The 19,515-nt window shown below is 62.3% G+C and carries 17 protein-coding genes and 1 pseudogene; 6 read left to right on the forward strand and 12 right to left on the reverse strand.

The window, feature by feature from the left end:
* Positions 1–20: 20 nt before the first annotated feature.
* Complete coding sequence (locus tag C7I87_RS29210) at positions 21–572, forward strand: phosphatase PAP2 family protein (RefSeq protein WP_149907482.1); 552 nt, start codon at positions 21–23, stop codon at positions 570–572.
* 67 nt (positions 573–639) lie between these two features.
* Here the strand turns inward: C7I87_RS29210 and C7I87_RS29215 are convergent, their stop codons facing one another.
* The 10 genes from C7I87_RS29215 to C7I87_RS29260 form a co-directional block, all read right to left on the reverse strand.
* Positions 640–897, reverse strand: coding sequence for a DUF1344 domain-containing protein (locus tag C7I87_RS29215; protein WP_246696445.1), 258 nt, complete (start codon positions 895–897; stop codon positions 640–642).
* A gap of 181 nt (positions 898–1,078) precedes the next feature.
* The gene (locus C7I87_RS29220) at positions 1,079–3,787 is read right to left on the reverse strand and encodes an ABC transporter permease (protein ID WP_246696446.1); all 2,709 of its coding nucleotides are present in this window, start codon (positions 3,785–3,787) and stop codon (positions 1,079–1,081) included.
* The gene (locus C7I87_RS29225; protein ID WP_149907484.1) at positions 3,730–4,404 is read right to left on the reverse strand and encodes an ABC transporter ATP-binding protein; all 675 of its coding nucleotides are present in this window, start codon (positions 4,402–4,404) and stop codon (positions 3,730–3,732) included. Before C7I87_RS29225 ends, C7I87_RS29220 begins: the two co-directional genes overlap by 58 nt.
* Positions 4,397–5,059, reverse strand: coding sequence for an ABC transporter ATP-binding protein (locus tag C7I87_RS29230; protein WP_149907485.1), 663 nt, complete (start codon positions 5,057–5,059; stop codon positions 4,397–4,399). Before C7I87_RS29230 ends, C7I87_RS29225 begins: the two co-directional genes overlap by 8 nt.
* 1 nt (position 5,060) lies before the next feature.
* Positions 5,061–5,663 (reverse strand): hypothetical protein, encoded by a 603-nt coding sequence (locus C7I87_RS29235; protein WP_149907486.1) that lies wholly within the window; start codon positions 5,661–5,663, stop codon positions 5,061–5,063.
* A 121-nt stretch (positions 5,664–5,784) separates the two neighbouring features.
* Positions 5,785–7,155, reverse strand: a complete 1,371-nt coding sequence (locus tag C7I87_RS29240) for a sensor histidine kinase (protein WP_149907487.1) — start codon at positions 7,153–7,155, stop codon at positions 5,785–5,787.
* A complete protein-coding gene (locus C7I87_RS29245; RefSeq protein ID WP_149907488.1) occupies positions 7,152–7,835 on the reverse strand; it encodes a winged helix-turn-helix domain-containing protein in 684 nt (227 codons plus the stop codon). The genes C7I87_RS29240 and C7I87_RS29245 overlap by 4 nt, the downstream gene beginning before the upstream one ends.
* Before the next feature lie 58 nt (positions 7,836–7,893).
* Entirely contained in the window at positions 7,894–8,469 is a 576-nt protein-coding gene (locus C7I87_RS29250) for a tyrosine-protein phosphatase (RefSeq protein ID WP_149907489.1), read from the reverse strand.
* 39 nt (positions 8,470–8,508) lie between these two features.
* Positions 8,509–9,303 (reverse strand): COG4705 family protein, encoded by a 795-nt coding sequence (locus tag C7I87_RS29255; RefSeq protein WP_149907490.1) that lies wholly within the window; start codon positions 9,301–9,303, stop codon positions 8,509–8,511.
* A gap of 99 nt (positions 9,304–9,402) precedes the next feature.
* On the reverse strand, positions 9,403–9,660 hold the full coding sequence (locus C7I87_RS29260) for a hypothetical protein (protein WP_149907491.1): 258 nt from the start codon (positions 9,658–9,660) through the stop codon (positions 9,403–9,405).
* 344 nt (positions 9,661–10,004) lie between these two features.
* On the opposite strand from C7I87_RS29260, the gene C7I87_RS29265 reads away from it, so the two are divergent.
* The 3 genes from C7I87_RS29265 (at position 10,005) to C7I87_RS29275 (ending at position 15,475) form a co-directional block, all read left to right on the forward strand.
* Positions 10,005–11,099, forward strand: a complete 1,095-nt coding sequence (locus C7I87_RS29265) for an efflux RND transporter periplasmic adaptor subunit (protein WP_188394048.1) — start codon at positions 10,005–10,007, stop codon at positions 11,097–11,099.
* 3 nt (positions 11,100–11,102) lie between these two features.
* A complete protein-coding gene (locus C7I87_RS29270; RefSeq protein WP_149907493.1) occupies positions 11,103–14,312 on the forward strand; it encodes an efflux RND transporter permease subunit in 3,210 nt (1,069 codons plus the stop codon).
* 290 nt (positions 14,313–14,602) lie between these two features.
* Positions 14,603–15,475, forward strand: coding sequence for a protein-L-isoaspartate O-methyltransferase family protein (locus C7I87_RS29275; protein WP_210250669.1), 873 nt, complete (start codon positions 14,603–14,605; stop codon positions 15,473–15,475).
* Between the two features lie 271 nt (positions 15,476–15,746).
* Here C7I87_RS29275 and C7I87_RS29280 read toward each other — a convergent pair whose 3' ends face one another.
* Positions 15,747–17,279 (reverse strand): alkaline phosphatase family protein, encoded by a 1,533-nt coding sequence (locus C7I87_RS29280; RefSeq protein WP_149907494.1) that lies wholly within the window; start codon positions 17,277–17,279, stop codon positions 15,747–15,749.
* Between the two features lie 247 nt (positions 17,280–17,526).
* Positions 17,527–18,417 (reverse strand): LysR family transcriptional regulator, encoded by an 891-nt coding sequence (locus tag C7I87_RS29285; protein WP_149907495.1) that lies wholly within the window; start codon positions 18,415–18,417, stop codon positions 17,527–17,529.
* A 104-nt stretch (positions 18,418–18,521) separates the two neighbouring features.
* Here C7I87_RS29285 and C7I87_RS29290 point away from each other — a divergent pair, with 104 nt between their 5' ends.
* Both C7I87_RS29290 and C7I87_RS36860 read left to right on the forward strand, forming a co-directional pair.
* Positions 18,522–19,403 carry an SDR family oxidoreductase gene (locus C7I87_RS29290; protein WP_149907496.1) on the forward strand — a complete coding sequence of 294 codons (882 nt, stop codon included), beginning with the start codon at positions 18,522–18,524 and terminating at the stop codon, positions 19,401–19,403.
* Positions 19,382–19,471, forward strand: a pseudogene (locus tag C7I87_RS36860) (DUF1857 domain-containing protein); the annotation flags it as partial. The gene C7I87_RS29290 and the pseudogene C7I87_RS36860, both read left to right, overlap by 22 nt.
* Positions 19,472–19,515: the final 44 nt, after the last annotated feature.

A 19,515-nucleotide genomic window follows, 5' to 3' on the forward strand; every position in this document is an offset into this window, starting at 1 on the left:
AAACAGACGGAAATCCCCAAATGTACCCAATCGATGCCGCAGTGACCGCCTGGATCAACAATTGGGCGGGACACGCTCCCGCAGTCGATTTCATCATGATCTGGATATCGACGCTCGGCGTTCCGCTCATGGTGCTGGCAGTCGCCTTGCAATGGTGGCTGCCCCAGTCGGACCGGACCACCCGCCATGTGGTGGTGGCAACAGGCCTGTCGTTCTTGCTTGGTCTCGGAATCAACCAGCTGGTGTTGCTGTTCATACAGCGGGTGCGTCCCTACGACGCTCATGTCACGCATCTGATTATCGGGCGGACCGTAGATTTCTCATTCCCGTCCGACCATGCCACAGCGAGCTTTGCCATCGCGGCGGCGTTTCTGTTGCACGGCTTGCATCGCCGCGGGCTCGCATTTCTGGCGGCCGCATTGCTGGTCATGCTGTCACGCGTTTATTTGGGGACGCACTATGTCAGCGACATTCTCGGCGGGGCCGTCACGGCAATCATGGCGGCTATGCTGGTGCGCGCAGCCTACAGGCAGAACACGCGAGCCGATCGTCTGATCACCGGGATATTGTAAAGAGGCATCAGTCGAATGGCGACCGGCAGGGATCGGATGAACGCCCAGTCCCTGCCGGTGCGGCCAGTTACTTTGCCTGATGGATATCGGAAACTTTCAGCTTGCCCGCTGCTGTCGTGGAATATGTGACCACGACCTTCTCGCCGGCCTTGAGCGTTTCGGCTTCGATCCCTTCAGGCAGCTTAAATGTCGTTCCGTCCGACAGCGTGATCGAGTCACCCTTCTTGTCGACGCTCTTGATCGTCCCGGTAACAGCCTTGGCAAAGGCACCGCTCGAGGACGCCAGCGCGATTATCATTGCAGTAGCGACAACTGACTTGTTCATGTGCGTTTTCCTCTTTGGTTTCATTGTGGTGCCGCAGGGCCGATGGCCGCAGGGCACGGTGACGAGCCGGAGCGCCTGGCTGCCGGGTCGTGTCTCCGAGAGACAGTGAGGTCGATCCTAGGCGGCCAAGTTTTCAACGAGATGGCCGGCACCATACAAATAGGTAAGCTGAAGCCGGCCGTCAGAGATCCCGCAAGTGCTCGCCATCCTTCTCCAACGGTGGCCTTGCGAACAAGACGGCTGCGATGACGGAGGCGGCTACGAGGCACAGCACGGTGCCCAGATAGATCCAGGGCACCGAAAGCGTTTCGGGCGGCGGGTCGAACACCCCCGTCAACAGCTTCACCAGCATCCAAGCCGTGGCAACGCCGGACAGCAAACCGAAGGCGAAACCGCCGACGATGATGACGGCGCCTTCGCCCCACAGGAAGGCCGACAACTGTCGTGGCTTGGCGCCGATAGCGCTCAGGATGGCGAAGCTTCTGCGGCGCTCGATGAAACCGAGTGCCAGCATCAGCCCGGCCGCGGCGGCGGCCATGACGACGGAAAACCCAAGCTCGATCGCCGTCAGTCCGCCGAGGTCGACCGCCGTCAAGCTCGAGCCGATGAGGTGGGCAGCTTGGCCGATGTCGGTGACCTTCAACGACGGATCGAACGTCAGCATCGACGACACCTGGCGTGCGAGTGCCGTTGGATCTCCCTTGGCTCGCATCAACACATATTCCGATGCGTCGGAACCCGTCATGCGCGCCACGTAGGCGGCATTGGCGACAAGGAAGGAATCCTTCGGCGCGGTCGGGAATTCGCGCGCCACCCCGACGAATTTGAAGGCGATGGGATGATACTGATGGTCCTTGGCATCGATCAGCCGCAGATTGAGGGTGTCGCCCTGCTGAAGCTGGAAATCCTGCACGGTTTCCTCGGACACAAGCACCCCGTCCGGCGTGGATGCGAGCCGGCCAAGTGTGTCGGTGGCATTGCCGCCACTGAAATAGGCGTCCGACAGGCTGGTGGCCCGTTCGATGCGCCTGGGGTCGATGCCATAGAGGTCCTGCAGGTCGGCGCCGACATAGGCGAAGCGATGCTGCATGGGTTCCGCCGCCGCGGCGTTGGCGAGCGAGGCCAGCGCCGTCAGATGCGCTCCAGCCGGCCTGTCCGATGTTCCCAGAACGGTGACATCGGAGCCATTCGTCAATTCGGCGTCGATGCGCGCCTGCGCATTATAGGTGGCGTTGAAGATGGCGGTCGAGGTTGCGAACGAGATCGCCAGCGCGGTCATTGCGATCGCGATGGTCAGACGGCCGGATTGCCGCGACAGCGCGGCCGACACGACCGGCGCGAGACGCCCGCAGACTGGCGCGATGATCGCCCGAAGCATCGCACCGTTTCGGGAGATGATCTCGCCCGACAGCCGTATCGCCAATAGCGCCATGCCCAGCCAGAACAGCGCGGGCGCGATGAAGGCCTTGTAGTCCACCGAGGTTGCGGCAACGCCTTCGGGCGCTAGCACGATCTGGTAGCCGGTGCTCGCCGATAGCCAGAAGAAGAGGCCGGCGGCGGCAAGCAGCAACAGGTCGAGCCACAGCTTCTGCCATAGCGGTGACACGGTCCTGGTGACCGTGCGGCGGGCAAAGTTGACCGTGGTCCAGCGAGCGTCGCGCCAAGCCGGAAACAGGAAGGCGACGAACCCGACGAGCAAGCCGACGAGTGCAATAAAAAGCAGTGTCGGGACACTGTCTGCCGTTGTTGCGCGCGGGCCTGTGGCCATGAGACCGGGCAGAAGCGCTCCTGCGAGGCCCAAAGCGGTACCACCGATTGCCGCGATCGCGGCCTCGGTCGCGGACAAGGCAAGCACCGTTCGCGTCGTCGCGCCGCGAACGCGAAGCAGCGCCTGCTCGACGCGCCGGCGCGCGGCACCCGACAAGGTGACTGCAAAGGTGAGCGCCACGGCGAGCGCAATGCCGGGCACCCCCAGGAACAGGAACAGGACCGAGGCGTAGAGAGCGTCTTCGCGGACGGCACCGAGACGGGAGCCGAGATTGTCGGCAACCAGCGCCTGGCCGGCTACCTTCGCCTCGAGGTTCCGCCTCGCACCGGTGACGAAAGTATAGGCCGAGACCGGATCGCGCGGCAGCGCGGCGTGGACGAGCCGGACGTGCAGTTGCAGCCGGGTGGTGTCGGGCCGTGCCTTTTCCTGTGAGGAAAACAGTTGCAGCCAGTCTTGCGAAGGCAGGATCAGCACATTGTCGGGCGGCGCCTGTGGCGCGACCTGAGGCGGCAAGCCGACCGCCTGAAAAAGCGAATCGGCATCGGGAAGATCGATCACGCCAGCCACTTTCACATCCGCCGGCGGCAGACCTATCCGTGTGATCGACACCGTGTCGCCCGGGCCGACATGGAGATTGGCCGCCGTCTGCTGGGCAATGAGAACGCCGTCGACCTTGCCGGAAAGCAATCTGGTCTCCGCCGGAAAATCCTTGGGGTAGCCGTTGTCGAAGGCAACCACCTGCCCCGGTCCGGTTGTCTGTGTCGTGCCGCCGGTCTTGGCCTCCAGGCCGGCAATGTCGGCATATCGAACCTGATGGGCAACGTCGACCTGCGCGGCATCAGCCAAGGCCTTGCTGATCAGCGCCGGGTCTACCCCAGGGATCACCTGGACCTGCCAGTCGATCGGAACCGCCGATATGGCGCGGCTGGTCATGGAATTGCCAGCATTGACGAGAAACACGGTCATCGCCGTGAGCAGTGCCACCGTCAATGCCACGCCCGCGGTGGCGCCGGCGACGCGAGGGAGGCGGTGGGCGAGAACGCCGCGAATCCACAACAGCAGCATCATGCCACCCGGTTTCTCGGCCAGCCAGGGATCAGCTGGCCATGGTCCATCGTCCACCGTGTCGCCATCCGCGCGGCCACGGCGTTGTCATGCGTTGCGAGGACCAGCGCAATGTCGGTGCCGTCCAGGTGATGCAGCACGGCGTCGAAGAACAGTTGCGCGGTTACGCTATCGAGCTGCCCCGTCGGTTCGTCGGCCAGAATCAGCTTCGGCCCGATGACAAGGGCACGTGCCATCGCCACCCGCTGTGCCTGTCCGCCGGACAATTCCTCCGGCAGCTTGTCGGCAAGACCGGCAAGACCGAACGATGCCAGAAGCGAAATGCCGGCGTCCTTGCCGGCGTCCTCGCCTGCCAGGATCATCGGCAGGTCGACATTCTGAGACGCGGTAAGAGCCGGAAAGAGGCTGGGGGACTGGAATACCATTCCGACCCGGCGCGGCCTGAGGTCGTCGAATGCGCCGAGTCCGGGCCATTCGATATTGCCGCTTGTCGGCCTGTCCAGCCCGCCAAGAATATGCAACAGCGTCGTCTTGCCGCTACCCGACGGGCCAACCACGGCAATGCGTGCCCCCGACACGATCTCGCAGTTGATATCGCGCAAAACGGTGCTGCGGCCGGCTCCGTCGTGGAAAGCGCGACCGAGATTTTTCGCCACGACCAGCGTCTCAGTCACTCTCGATCCTCCCGTCCTGCAGCCGTATGATCCGGTCGGCTCGTTGTGCCAGCGCCGTGCTGTGGGTTGCCAGCAATGTCGCCAGCCCCGCTTCGCGCCTGGTCTCGAAATGCCCGATCAGTCGGGATTCGGTTTCCTGGTCGACCTCGGCGGTCGGTTCGTCGGCAACGAGAACGGGCGGATTCGCAGCGAGCGCCACAGCGAGGCCGGCGCGCGCGGTCTCGCCACCGGACAGCGTCGACGGGAATGCCGGTGCACGATGCGAAAGGCCGACATTCTCCAGCAGAAATCCGATTCGCTGTTCGTCCTGCTTTCCGGCCAGACGCATCTGGAAGCGTATGTTCTGCTCAACGGTCAGATGCGGAAAAAGATTGCCCCACTGAAGCAGGATGCCGAAATTCGCCGCGCGCAGGCGTGCCCGCTCGGCCTCCGATCGCCGGGAGAGCCTGCGGCCGGTCACATCGACATGGCCGCCGTCCGGCTCGTCCAGGCCGGTCAGACAGGCCAGCAAGGTGGATTTGCCGCTGCCGGACGGTCCGGTGACGGCGACGATCTCACCAGGCGACAGATGCAGGCTCACTCCCCGCAGCGCGGCGGTCTCGTCGTCTCCGATATGAAAGAACCGATAGATCTCGTGCGCGCTCAGCGCATACATTTCATTTCCACCGGAACGAGTTCGACATCAGCTGCCACTGGTCGACATTGTCCGCCCCTTTCGGTGCATAGAGTTCCAGCGTGACGAGCTTGCCATCCTTGAAGAAGAGATAGCGTTCATTCTCCAGCCGGACCTGCTTGTTGGTGACCGCGTTCGGCTCCGAATTGGAGGTGTAGACGATGCGTATCGCCGGGCCTGCCGGAAGTGTTACCGGCTTGACCGCGCTCACCTTCACGGCGCGCTCGGTTTTCTCGAGGTCGGGCACATAGTTTGCCTTGGCGCTCTCGGCTGTTGGGGCGGCGTCGGCTTTCGACACAGAAACAACGACGCCGTCGAGCTTGTCGACGAAACTCGCGCCATCGGCACGATCCGACCGCGCCCAGCCCTCGGGAACCTTCATCGCGAACCCCTGCGGCGATGCGTAGTCGATGAAAACCTGGGAGTCTGGAATGTCGCCAGGTGGGTTTTTCTCCGGCTGAACGGCCTTTTCCGCGAACGCAGGCGTGCTGCCCGCGATCGGGACAAGCGCGCCGGCTGTGCTCAGAGATGCCGTGACAGCGAGGACCGGCAGAATTCGGCAGATTTTCTCAAATATGCTCTTCATATCATGCAGCCTTTCGAACGAAATGGCGATTGCGTTCAGTATGCCGCTTCAAACTTACAGACAGGTCGCCTCGTCCATACGGATTGGTAAGCTTTGATGCTCGCCGTCGCTTCCATACGGCCTACGATTTCGCTGCGTGGAAACTTATGCCGACCACCAGTCCAGGATGATTATCCTTAAGGCTGATGGACGCACCGTGCAGATCGGCTATGGCCCGCACGAGGCTCAATCCAAGTCCGTTGCCGGGCGTCGAGCGGCTGTGGTCCAGCCTGTAGAGCCGCTGGAAGACTTTCTCGCGCTCTTGTGCCGGAATTCCAGGGCCATCGTCGCTGACTTCTACCAGGATGCTATCATCCTGCCTGGCCACCGATAATTCGATGCCTGTGCCTCGCGGAGAGTGCCGCAGGGCATTCTCCACGAGATTGGCGAACATCTGCGTCAGCAGTTCCCAATCCCCGTGGATTGGGCATTGCTGGCCCGTGAAAACCTTTGCCGACAGTATTTTTCCGTCGTCTTCGGCGACGTCCGCGTAGATTTCAGCGATGGTTTCGACGACGCCATTGATATCCAGATCGATGAATCGCGCCTTGCGCGCGCCAGCCTCGATCTGGGCGATGCGCAGCAAAGCCTCGAAGGTTTCGTTTATCTGGTGGCCCGCGGCGAGGGCGTCCGCCAGGTCCTCGGCATCACCTTGCCCGGATACGGCTTTCTCCGATGCAGCCTCGAGGCTGATCTGCAGGCGGTTCAACGGCGTCTTCAGATCATGCGCAATGTTGGTGCTGACCTGCTTCACTCCTTCGACAAGCGCCGAAAGACGGTCGAGAGCAGCGTTGACCTGCGCTGAAACGCCGTCGATGTCGTCGCCGTTGCCAATCAAGGGGATGCGAGCACCAAGACGCCCGTGCGACACGTCGACCATCGTGGCAGCGATGCCGTCGAGTCGGCGCTGGACACGCGCGGCCAGCAACGCGCCGCCGGCCACGGCCAGCCCGGTAATGATCAGCGTAGCCCAGCCGAAACTCATCAGCACGATCGTTTCCAGTTCCTCGGTTTCGGAGAGCGTGAAGGCGACCGCCAGGCTGTTTGCACCAACCGAACCGGAATAGACCCGGTATGCGGTGTCCGGTGGCACGTCTGGCAGCGCAGCTTCAAATATTGAGAACCCGTCCGGAAGATGTGCCGCGATAAGGGTCCCTGCCAGACGGTTGCCGTCCGGGCCGGTCAACGAAAAAAGCTGTTCCTTCTTCGGGCTGAGCCTGGAATGGCTGTCGACCGTCGAAATCAGATCCTCCAGATCGCTGTCGGTGTAGGTGGCAGCCACGACCGAATAGGTTTCCTTGATGGACTCGTCGAGCCGCTCCGCCAGGTCAGCACTCATCAGCTGGTAGACGATGGCGCCCGACAGGACGAAGGCCAGCACGAACAGGAATGCGAAGGTCAGCGCCAGCCGGAAAGGTGTGCTGCGCAGCAGGCTAGACCGTATTTCTGTCATGTTGAAAGCGGCGCATGCAGGCTGTAGCCAGTATTGCGGATCGTGTGGATTAGCTGGATTTCGAACGGCTTGTCGATCTTGGTCCGCAGCCGGCTGATATGGGTCTCGACCACGCTGGTCCTGGGATCGAAATGAAAATCCCAGACACGCTCGAGCAGCATAGTCCGGGTAATTACCCGCCCTTCGCCGCGCATCAGCACTTCCAGCAGGCTGAACTCCCGCGGCTGCAGATCGATCGGCTGGCCCCGCCGCGTAACGCGCCGCATGATCAGGTCCATTTCGAGATCGGCGACCCGCAATGTGGTTTTCTGCTCCTGCGCCGCCGGCCTTCGCCCCAGGGCATTGACCCGGGCCAGCAGCTCGGAAAAAGCGAAGGGCTTGACCAGATAATCGTCGCCACCCGCCTCGAGCCCTTCGACCCGATCGTCGATGCCGCCGATGGAGGTGAGGAAGATAGCGGGCGTCAGCACGCCGGCAGCGCGAACCGCCTTGATCATCGACAGGCCGTCGAGGCCCGGGATCATGCGATCCGCCACGATCACGTCATAGCTGCCGCTGGTCGCCGCGAAAAGCGCGTCGTGGCCGTCTCTTATGAGATCGCAGACGTGGCCGGCCTCGGTCAGCCCTCTGACGATGTAATCGGCCGTCCTTTGGTCATCCTCGACAACGAGAAGTCGCATGGTTGTCCTGGTCCATTTGCCGACAGCGATAGGCTAGCACGAACCCATTCCTGGGATATCACGAGCCCGGGAATCCCAATAACGGTTCCATGGCCTCGAAAGACTGATCCATTTCATAGGTGCCGAGGATCGGGATCGCGATATGGCCGAAGCGGATCGACAGCTGGGCTTCGGATCGCTCCTCGCCCGCCTTTGCCAGCGCCGCAAGATAAAGAGCGGATGCCAGGCCGGTCCTGTCGGAGCCGGCCTGGCAATGGATGAGGACGGGTTTGGGGACCCGCCTCATCAAGGCGATCAGCGCCAGAGACTGCCGCGGGAGCAGTTTCATACGAGCCGACAGGCCGAAGTCGACATGACGGATTCCGAGATCTTTCGCGGTCTTGATTTCCGCATCGTACCAGGCGCGACCGGGGGATTCGCCGCGTAGATTGATAATCGTAGCGATGTGGTATTCGTCCCGGTAAGCCCTGATCTCGTCCGCCGAAGGCTGTGCGGACCGATAGGCTTCACCCGCGACGATCACGTGGAAATTGTTGTTCAGATGGGTCGCCGCCAGCGCGCAGCCGGCAAAGGCGACAACGCCGACCAGCGATGCCGCCCACGCCCTGATCGAAACGCACCGGAAGCTTCTCATCTGCGGTCTCTTCGCCGGGCGGGCAACCCGGCCCTGGCCCTAGTCCGAATCAAGCAGCATCTCGTCCAACTCATCGGCGTTCTTTCTAAGCGTCATGTAGAGGACTAGGGCAACGATGCAGCCGAGGAAGGCGAGGCTGGTGAAGGTGGTGCCGAAGCCCAGGCCGCCATATTCGACCGGCTGCGACAGCAGGTCGCCGAATGAGGCGCCGAGCGGCCGCGTCAGGATGTAGGCGAGCCAGAAGGCCAGGATGCCGTCAAGATTGATGAGGTAGTAGGCCAGCGCGATGAGCCCGATCACACCGCCGAACAGCAGGCCGGTGGTGAGGTAGCCCAGGTCAAAGCGTTCGGCGACCAGATCTCCGGCGGCGGTACCAAGCGAAAAGGTGAAGAGGATCGCCAGCCAATAGAAGATCTCGCGCCTGGTGGTGAAGATGGTGTGGATCGACAAGGTTCTTTCGCTGGCGTACCAGACCGCGAAGGTCGCAGCCAGCACGACACTGAAAGCAATCGTCGTCGTCTCGAGACGGACGCCGAAATTGTCGACGAGGTTGTCGGTAACCAGGGTGCCGACAACGCTTATCAGCACCACCGCCAGCCAATAGGCCCAGGGCACGTAACGCTTCTGCGCGAACTGTAGGACAAGCGCGACGACCAGGACACCGGTCATGATCAGCGACGTCACCGTCAGCCCGAGACCGAGGTTGACGGCAAGATAGTCGGCAGCCGTTTCGCCCATCGTCACCGCCATCAGTTTGATCAGCCAGAAATCGAGGGTGACGTCGGGAACCCTGTTGAGAGCCGGCTCGATGCGGTTGGTTTTCGGCGCGAGCATGATGGCGTCCTGTCGTTGCGGTTAGAGGAATAGTTCTTGTCAATGCATGGCGTCCAAACCGCTGGGCGCTTTTGGGCGACATGCATCAGGCGACATGCATTACTTGCCCAGGATCTTCATCCCCTGGGCGAAGAAGTCGTCGGCGCGCTTGTCATCGTCGGCATTGCAGCGTTCGACGCCCTTGGCCTCCAACTCCGAGACCTTCGCCTTGTCGGTCGCGCTGGGCTTGGCGGTGGCTTCAGCCGCGCGCAAGGCCTTCAGTGCGTCCTCGCAGGGCGTGGCAGCAGCGAAAACGGAGGAAACTGGATTGGCGACAGCGAAAAGTCCGACTGCCATGGCGAGCGCAAATTTCTTCATGAGATGTTTCCCTGGCTGGAGCCGGTTGGCCTGGCTCAAAAATCCGGCGATATGGCGCCGGCAACCTGACCTTAGGGATGTGACCTCACGCCAGCCTGTCCTGCGGCTTACAATTTCGTAAGAACATTCGAAGGCCAGGAAATTACTCGCCAGACGCTTTTCGTCATCTGGCGATCGCAAACCTTACGGATCGGTAAGCCGGCCGCGATGCGCCTGTAAGGTTGGCCACGCATCATACCCGCCACGGACCCGTGGGTCGCCAGGAACTCGCCGCACGTCTATTGTGGACGCAAGAATGGGACGGACGAGAGACTGCGTGAATGATCGCCGACCGGTGTGGATCAATGCTAATCCTTCAGGCTCTTGCTCTGGGCGTGCTGAGCCTCACCTCGGCTGGCGTCGAGGCTTTTGCAGCCGACGCCGCTATTCCGGTGGTTGCGGATGTGGCGCGTCGGTCCGATGTCCCGATTTTTCTCATTGGCCTCGGCTCCGTCGCCCCGCTCCGCACGGTCAACGTGACCAGCCGGATAGACGGCGAACTGATCAAGCTCGACTTCGCTGACGGACAAGACGTGCATGCCGGCGATCTGCTCGCCGAAATCGATCCGCAACCCTTGCAGGCGGCGCTGGCACAGGCCGAGGCCACCAAGGCGCGAGACGACGTGTCGTTGGCGAATGCCAGGCTGGACCTCGCCCGGGCCCAGACCCTAACCACCAAGGGCGTTGGCTCGACCCAGGTGCTGGATACGGCGAAGGCGACCGTGGCGCAGCTAGAGGCGACCGACAAGGTCGACCAGGCCGCCATCGACATACAGCAGATCCAGCTTCGCTTTACGCAGATACGTTCGCCGCTGGATGGTCGCGTCGGCATCCACACGGTCGATGCCGGTACCATCGTCCGCGCCAGCGATACGGCTGGCATCGTCAGGATCAACCAGATCCACCCCATCGCCGCCGACTTCTCGCTGCCGTCGGACGATCTCCCCCGCATCCAGCAGATGATGAAGGCCGGCAACGCGCCTGTTGTTGCGCAGGACGATGGCGGCCAGCAACTGGCCACCGGCCGCCTGAGCGTCGTCGACAACCAGATCAACAATGCCACCGCGACAATCAGGATACGCGCCGTCTTCGACAATGCCGACGACCGCCTGTGGCCGGGGCAGTTCGTCAATGTCCGCGTCCAGGTCGAATTGCAGCGAGGCGTTGTCACCGTCCCGGTGACCGCCATCGTGCGCGGCCCTGACGGAACCTATGCCTTCATCGTCGGCAAGGACCGGCACATCGTCAAACGGCCGGTGACGGTGGCGTATTCAAATGCCGAACTCGCCGTTGTCGGGACAGGCATCGAGCCCGGCGACACCATCGTCACCGATGGCCAATATCGCATCCAGGAGGGAGATCTGGTCGATGTCACCGGCCCGGCTCAAGCGGCGAACTAGCGCATGAACATTTCCGCGCCCTTCATCGTCCGTCCGATCGCCACCACGCTGCTGGCTATCGGTGTGACACTGGTGGGTCTTGTCGCTTATTTCCTGTTGCCGATCGCCGGCGTGCCGCAGGTCGAAATCCCGACGCTGCAGATATCGGCCAGTCTGCCGGGTTCGAACGCCGAGACGATGGCGACGACGGTCGCGGCGCCGCTGGAAAGGCAGCTCGCGCTGATTTCCGGCGTGACATCCATCAGTTCGAGCAGCTCGCTCGGGCGCACCTCGATCCAGGTCGAATTCGGGCTCGACCGCACTCTCGACGGCGCCGCCCAGGACGTGCAGACCGCGATCAGCGCCGCCAGCGGCGACCTGCCGAAGGACCTACCCAGCCCGCCGACCTACGAGAAGGCCAACCCGGCCGACGCGCAGCTGATGTCGATCGCCGTCACCTCTACCGATCTGCCGATCGACAAGGTCGACGACTATGTCGAGAACTACCTGGCGCTGCAGCTATCACGGGTCACCGGGGTCGGACTGGTCGATTTCCACGGGGAGCAGAAATCGGCGGTCCGTATTCAGATCAACCCATCGGCGGCCGCCGCGCTCGGCCTCAGCCTCGAAGACATCCGCGCCGCGATATCGAGCGCCAGCGTCAACGCGCCGAAGGGCACGCTGAACGGTCCGAAGCAATCGCTGACGCTGGCCGCCACCGACCAGCTGTCCAACGCCGCGGCCTTCAACTCGGTGATCATCGCCTATCGCAATGGCGCGCCGGTTCGCGTCAGCGACATCGGCACGGCGATAGACGGCGTCGAGGATATCAGGCAGGCGGCGTGGCTCGGCAGTCAGCGCGCCGTCATCATCGACGTCCACAAGCAGCCGGGCTTCAACATCAACCAGACGGTGCAGCTCATCAAGGACGTGCTGCCGGAGCTTCAGCGCACGCTGCCGCCCTCGGTCAAGATGCAGATCCTGGGCGACCGCACCCAGACGATCCGAGCTTCCGTTTCCGAAGTGCAGTTCACCATGGCGATCAGCATCGGCCTGGTCGTTCTGGTCATCTTCCTGTTCCTGCGCCATGTGCGCGCCACGCTCATTCCAAGCATCACCATCCCGGTGTCGCTACTGTGCACCTGCGCGGCGATGTATCTGCTCGGCTACACGATCGACAACGTGTCGTTGATGGCGCTGACGATTGCCGTCGGCTTCATCATCGACGACGCTATCGTCATGGTGGAAAATATCATCCGCCATATCGAGAATGGTGACACGCCGCTCGAAGCAGCGCTTACGGGCGCGCGCGAGATCGGCTTCACCATCATCTCGATGACGTTGTCGCTGGTCGCCGTGTTCATCCCGCTGCTCTTGATGGGCGGACTGATTGGCCGGCTGTTCCGGGAATTCGCGGTCGCGGTCAGCATCGCCATCATCATGTCCGGGCTGATATCGCTGACGCTGACGCCGATGATGTGCGGCTGGCTGCTGAAACCGATCAACCGCGATGCGCGCGAGAACATCGCGTCGCGGGCGCTCGAAGCCGTCTTCACCGGCATGCTCCATGTCTACGAGGTCGGCCTGCGCTGGGTGTTGCAGCACAAGCCGGTGATGCTGCTGTTCATGGCGGCCATGCTTGGCGCTACCGGCTACCTCTACCAGGTCATCCCCAAGGGATTTTTCCCGCAGCAGGACAACGGCACCATTTCGGGATCTTCCGAAGCCGCGCAGGATATCTCCTACGACGCCATGGTTCAGCGCCAGCACGAACTGGCCAAGGTGGTCACCGCCGACCCGGACGTGCAGACGGTCTATTACTGGGTTGGCGCCAATCCGACCGTCAACAGCGGCCGGCTGATGATCGACCTGAAGCCGCTGAGCGAGCGCCATGCGACGGCGACGCAGGTAATCAATCGCCTGCGCAAGGCGGCGGCGAAAGTCGAGGGCATCGCGCTGTTCGGCCAGGCTCGGCAGGACGTGCAGATCGGCGCGCGGGTCAGCAAGACCCAGTACCAGTACACGCTGCAGGACCCTGACGTGAACGAGCTGTTCAAATGGGCGCCAATCATGCTGGCCAAGCTCCAGACCTTGCCGGAGCTGCAGGACGTGACAGGGGACCTTCAGGCAAGCGCGCCGCGGATGACGCTGAAGATCGACCGCGACCTGATCGGCCAGCTCGGCATCACGCCGCAAGCCGTCGACGATACGCTGTATGATGCCTTCGGCCAGCGTCAGGTGGCGACGATCTTCACCCAACTCGACCAGCATCATGTGGTGCTGGAGCTGCAGCCACGCTTCCAAGAGGATGCATCGGCGCTGGCGCGTCTGTTCGTGCGCTCCGGCACCAGCGGGCAGATGGTGCCGCTGTCGGCTCTGGCGCATTACGAAACTTCGGTGTCGCCGCTGACGATCAACCACCAGGACCAGTTTCCGGCGGTGACGCTGTCGTTCAATCTGGCGGCCGGGCATTCGCTCGGCGACGCGATCACCGCGATCCAGAAGCTCGAACAATCGATGATCCTGCCGCCGACACTGACGACGCGCTACCAGGGCTCGGCAAAGGTCTTCCAGTCGTCGCTGGCCAACCAGCCGTACCTGATCCTGGCCGCGATCATCGCCGTCTATATCGTGCTCGGTATCCTTTATGAGAGCTTCGTGCACCCGATCACGATCCTGTCGACGCTGCCGTCGGCGGGCGTCGGCGCCTTCCTGGCACTGATGGCGCTAGGCTATGATTTTTCGCTCATCGCGCTCATTGGCGTCATCCTGCTCGTCGGCATCGTCAAGAAGAACGCGATCATGATGATCGACTTCGCGCTCGAAGGAGAGCGACGACGAAACCTGTCCGCGGAAGATGCCATATACCAGGCCTGCATGATGCGCTTCCGCCCGATCATGATGACGACGATGGCGGCGCTGCTCGGCGGCCTGCCGCTGGCGCTTGGCAGTGGTGCCGGCTCCGAACTTCGCCGGCCACTCGGCATCGCCATTGTCGGTGGCTTGCTGCTGTCGCAGTTCCTGACGCTCTACACGACGCCCGTGATCTATATCTATCTCAGCCGGTTCAGCCATCTCAGATGGTTCTGGCGCCGCAAGGCCGATCAGGAAATCGTGGCACCAGTCCAGGCGCCGACGTGGGGTGTTCCGCAACCCGACGGCGGGTTTCCAGTAAGAAGCCTCCATCCGAAGCAGCGAAGAGGTGAGTCTCTATCGAACGCAAAACCGGGCTGAGGGGTCGGCCCATCGTGAACCGAGCCGCCAACGACGTTCCCAGGCCGAGCGCAGGGCGGTGTTGATGCACATGGTCCGCGACGGCGTTGCCCCAAACCTTACGCTTTTGTATGGGGCCAGCAATGTGGCCTTATACGATCCTATGTATGTTTGTATCGTCGGAGCTGTCGCGAGATGTCCACGCCGGCCTAGACACGGCATCGGATCCAAAGGTGGAGTCCTGCGGCAGCAACTGGAGAATGGGGTGCGGCATTGTCCGACGGACCGGCGCTCCGGAAAGGTCAAACGCCATGGCACTCAGCCGACGCGAATTGATGTTTTATGGCGCCACAGGGCTGGTCTCCGCTGTCTTCCCGACCGGCGGCGTCGCCAAGATCCAGCCGGCACTGGACGGCGGCCCTCCGCTGACGAGCAAGGCCGACTACATCCAGTGGATGCAGAAGAATCGCGGTGAGGCTGCCAATTTCCTGGGGCAGCGCTGGGACCGTTTCGAACAATTGATTGTCCACAAGGACGTCTGGGACGACCGCAACAAGCGCGCCTATCTGCTGACCCCGCGCGAGCGCTTCGTCACCAAGGCGAACATCGCGCGCGCGTATGAATGGCACTATCTCGACATCGGCTATGGTGTGACCATCACCGGACCGCACACCGTTGCCCGCATGACCAACTCCATTGATGTGCGCCCAGGTGACAAGGTGCTGGAGATCGGCACCGGCTCCGGATACCAGTCCGCTTGTCTCTCCTACCTCACCGACAAGGTGTATTCGATCGAGATCATCAAGCCACTGGCCGCTCGCACGCGCGGCATCTATGACGGGCTCATCGCCGACGGCTACGCCGAATACCAGCATATCTCAACCCACACCGGTGACGGCTATTACGGTCTTAAGGAAGAGGCGCCGTTCGACAGGATCATTGTCACCTGCGGCATCGACCACATCCCGCCGCCCTTGCTGCAACAGTTGCGGCCGAACGGCATCATGGTCATCCCTGTCGGGCCGCCTGGCGTCCAGCATGTGCTGAAGGTCACCAAGAAACCAGCCGCCGATGGCAGCTTTACCGTCGCCCGCTCGGACATCTATCAAGGCGGGACCTTGTCCTTCGTGCCATTCACCAAACTTGGCCAGTCCGGCATCGTCGGGACCCACAATGGCGACTGATCATGCATGTCTGCTGGCGAAGAGGGCCTAAAAGCATGTCGCCCGGAAGTGTCCTCGGTTCCGGGACAACGACATGCATAAAATCAGAAGCTTACGGCAGGTCGGGCGAATCCTATTCGCCGCGACGTGCTGTAAGGCTCTCCGCGAAGCGGAGACTGGCGCTCTCAGGATTGCCCTGCAATTGGCGCGCACCAACTCAATCGCAGCCGGCTTGGCTGGCCTATTGCAGCCGCCCAGTGGCGGCTGCCGACGACAAGAGAAGACCCAGGTTTCAGAACGGGGTGGCGGGCAGCGACTGCGTGCCTTCGATCTTCACAGCCTGGAGCTCGTTCGGATCATAGCCAAGAGCACGCAGGATGGTCGGCGCAACTTGCGATGTCTCAACCAGCGCCGGGACAGATTTCTGCGCCATAGAAGGGCTGCTGATCACTAGAGCGACGTTGCGATCGTTCACGTTGGCGCCGCCATGCTCGGCGATCTTGGATCCGGATGTGTAGACGACACCCGGATTGACCGTGGCGATGAAATCGGGCGTACGGCTGTCAGTGGCTGGATCCTGGTAAGCCAGCGCCAGCACGTTCGGCGGCTGTAACTGTGCGATGCCTTCCGCCTTGCTCGACTTCTCAAGATAGTCCTGCGCAGCGCCGAGGTTCTTGGCCCGATCCTCGGGCTTCAGCCAGATCAGCGCGGCATCGTCGGCGATGTGGAAGGCGTAGCCAGGCGTCTTCGTGTACGGATCGTCATCGAGCGCCTGGAAGGTCGCCGGATCGATCGGAGACTGGCCATGCTTCGAGGCGAGAATGATCAGGGTCGAATCGGCGAGGTGGTTGTCCTTAAGCGCGGTAACCAATTCACCGAGAGCGCCGTCGACATAAGCGAGTTGTTTGGCGAGGCCGCTGTTGGGCATGCCGCTCGCATCCTTGTAGCCGCCGACAAGGCCGGCCTCGTCGCCAGGACCGGCCTTGGGCAATTTTTGGCCGACGCTGACGGCCTGGAAATTCATACCAAAGAGTGCGGGCACGGGCGCCGGCTGCGAACCCGTGCTGTCCAGGCCTTTGATTTCGTTGATCACGGCCTTGAGACGGGCTTCGTCGAAGTCGCGCTCCGCCTTGAAACTGCCGGTCGTCTTTACTTTGGTGCCGGGTATCAGGCTGTCCTGCTCGAGAGCATAGAGGTCATCGACGCCTTTGCCCGAAGGTCCATTGAGCCATTCATAGGCAGGATGCTTGTCGGACCAGGCGGTGCGGCCACCGTGAGCCTTGACGATCTCGAAGACGTTGTTCACGCGCACGAAATCGTGCGGGTAGACGACTGAACATTTGCCTCCAATCAGTGTCATCGGCAGTTTGGCCGGATCGATTTGGCTGCGGAAATCGCCCGGCTTGCCGCCTGCGTCGAGACGCGTGGAATCCACATCGATGTTTTCGGCGAATGCCACCTCGGCGCCCGGCGCTCCCTTGCAGTCCGAACCCGGCGCGAAATAAGTGCGGTCGTAGCTGTCGTCGTAGAACACACCGGTCGATTTCGGCGTACCGCCTGTCACTTGCGCCACGAGGCCAGGAAAGGAATCCGACGGAGCGCTGGTCAGGGCGTTGGGATAGAATATCCCGGAATGGGCAAGCGCTGCGAGCGAGCTGGCCGGATTTGCGGCCATGTAGTTCGCCAGGTCCAAGGCATGAAGCCCGTCGACGCTCACTAGCAGCACATGCTTGTAAGGCGCTGCGACCGCACTGGACGTAAACAATGCGCCTAACGAGGCCGCGCCAATCGCGCCGGCAGCCAATGCAGACCTAAACCTTCTCATCGCATATCCCTCATCTCGCAGCCCCACGATCGAAAAGAATAGGCACCGGCACGTGACGTGCTGATGAAGCCGCTGGCGGAGAGGATAGACTAGGATTGACGGCAGGGAGCGCTGTATCGCTTGCTGGTGATGCGTGCGTGGTTAAGGCCCCTGCTCGATCTATCCATCGGCGCCAGGAGGGATACGCATGGGGTTTTCGGGACATCCTTCCTGTCGTCCGTCGGTTGGTGCGGCCACTTCCGACACGTCATTTGCCGATATAGGCGGCCAATTCGTCAGGCGTCCCCGTAGGGAATGCCTGCTTGAGATAGTCGAGAAACGCGGACACCCGAGCGCTTAGCAGCCGCCTGGACGGGTAGAGCGTCCATAAGGCAATGTCGCCTCCCTCGGCATCACCCCAATGTGCCAGCGAGCCGTCGGCTAAATCATGGCTGACGAGCGACACCGGGAGGAGGCCTGCGCCGACGCCCGCCCGCACAGCGTCCCGCGCCATGATCAGCGAGGACAGGGCGAGGACCGGCTCGATCGTTATTGTTGCCTGACCGGAGGGCGTCTTCACGGCCCAGGTCAGTCGATCGCCGGCCGAGCGCACGACCGCGGGAGCGGGGCGGTGTCCGGGCGGCCGGGCAAGGTCAGGGCTTGCCACGACCACCAGCCGATCGCGCAGGAAGACTCGTCCGACCAGGCTATCATCTGGATCCGGGTTGACCCTGATCACCAGATCAAATCCCTCCTCGATCATGTCGACGGAACGGTCTTCCGTCGAGACCTCGAGCCTCACTTCCGGATATTTCAGGGCGAACCCGGCGGCGATCTTTCCCATCGCGGTCTGCGAAAAAACCAGCGGTGCACTGATCCGCAACCTGCCTCTCGGCCTTTCACCTCCCGAAGCGATCGCCGCGGCTGTCTCGTCGAGCTCGGTAAGTAACCGGCCCGCACGCTCGTAGAGTGCGCGCCCTTCCTCAGTCAGCTTGAGCATTCGCGCCCCGCGTTCGAACAGGCGCAGGCCGAGGCTGGCCTCAAGCTCCGCGACCCGACGCGACAGCGTCGCCTTCGGGCGCGCAGCAGCGCGTGCGGCACGCCCGAAGCCACCGTGGCGCGCCACGACGACGAAATCGGCCAGGGCAAGCAAATCCAAGTGTTCCACCAGCGATACGTTGTGTCCAAATATCGCATCTATTGGTCCATGTGTGAACCACTCATATTCGGGTTGTCAAGCAACCCAATTCGGAGAAAACGATCATGACTATCCTCGTTACCGGCGCCACTGGCAGGGTCGGCCGCCAAGTCGTCCAGCAACTCGTCAAGCGCGGCGCCGATGTGCGCGCCCTCGTTCGCGACGCCTCGAAGGCCGACTTTCCGGCCGTCGTAGAGGTCGTGGAAGGCGAACTGCTCGATATCGACTCCCTGCGCAAAGCGTTTGCCGGCGTCGGCACGCTGTTCCTGCTCAACGCGGTCTCAGGGGACGAATTCACCCAGGCGCTCATCACCCTGAACATTGCCCGCGAGTCAGGCGTCGAGCGGGTCGTCTATCTGTCGGCGATCCATAGCGACCACTTCGTCAACGTGCCGCATTTCGCGGTGAAGTCCGGCGCCGAGCGGATGATCGAACAGATGGGGTTCAGCGCCACCATCCTGCGTCCGGCCTACTTCATCGACAATGAACTCATGATCAAGGATGTCATCTTCAACTATGGGGTCTATCCGATGCCGATCGGAGCCAAGGGCATCGCCATGGTCGACGCCCGCGACATAGCCGAGGTCGCAGCCGTCGAGCTGGTCCGTCGTGACCAGGCCCCCGGCAAGCTGCCGATCGAAACCATTAATCTGGTCGGCCCCGATACGCTGACCGGTTCGGATGTAGCCGCGATCTGGTCAGACGTCCTGGGTCGCCCGGTTGCCTATGGCGGCGATGATCCTGCCGGATTCGAGCAGAATCTGGCCAACATCATGCCCAAGTGGATGGCCTACGAGATGCGCCTGATGGCCGAGCGCTATGTCACCGACGGCATGCTTCCGGAGGCCGGCGACGTCGAGCGCCTGACAGAGATTCTGGGCCGCCCGCTGCACTCCTATCGCACCTTCGCGGTTGAGCTTGCCGCATCGCAGCCACCGTACCGGTGAATCCGGAAGGCGAAAGCAAGCTGACCCATGCGCAAGCCTGGTCCGGCCTGGGATTCACGGCCCGCGACATCAGCGAGTTGTTCGCGCAAGGCAGGCTCTGACCACTACCATG

It is taken from the genome of Mesorhizobium sp. SARCC-RB16n (genome assembly GCF_008520305.1).
GTDB lineage: Bacteria > Pseudomonadota > Alphaproteobacteria > Rhizobiales > Rhizobiaceae > Mesorhizobium.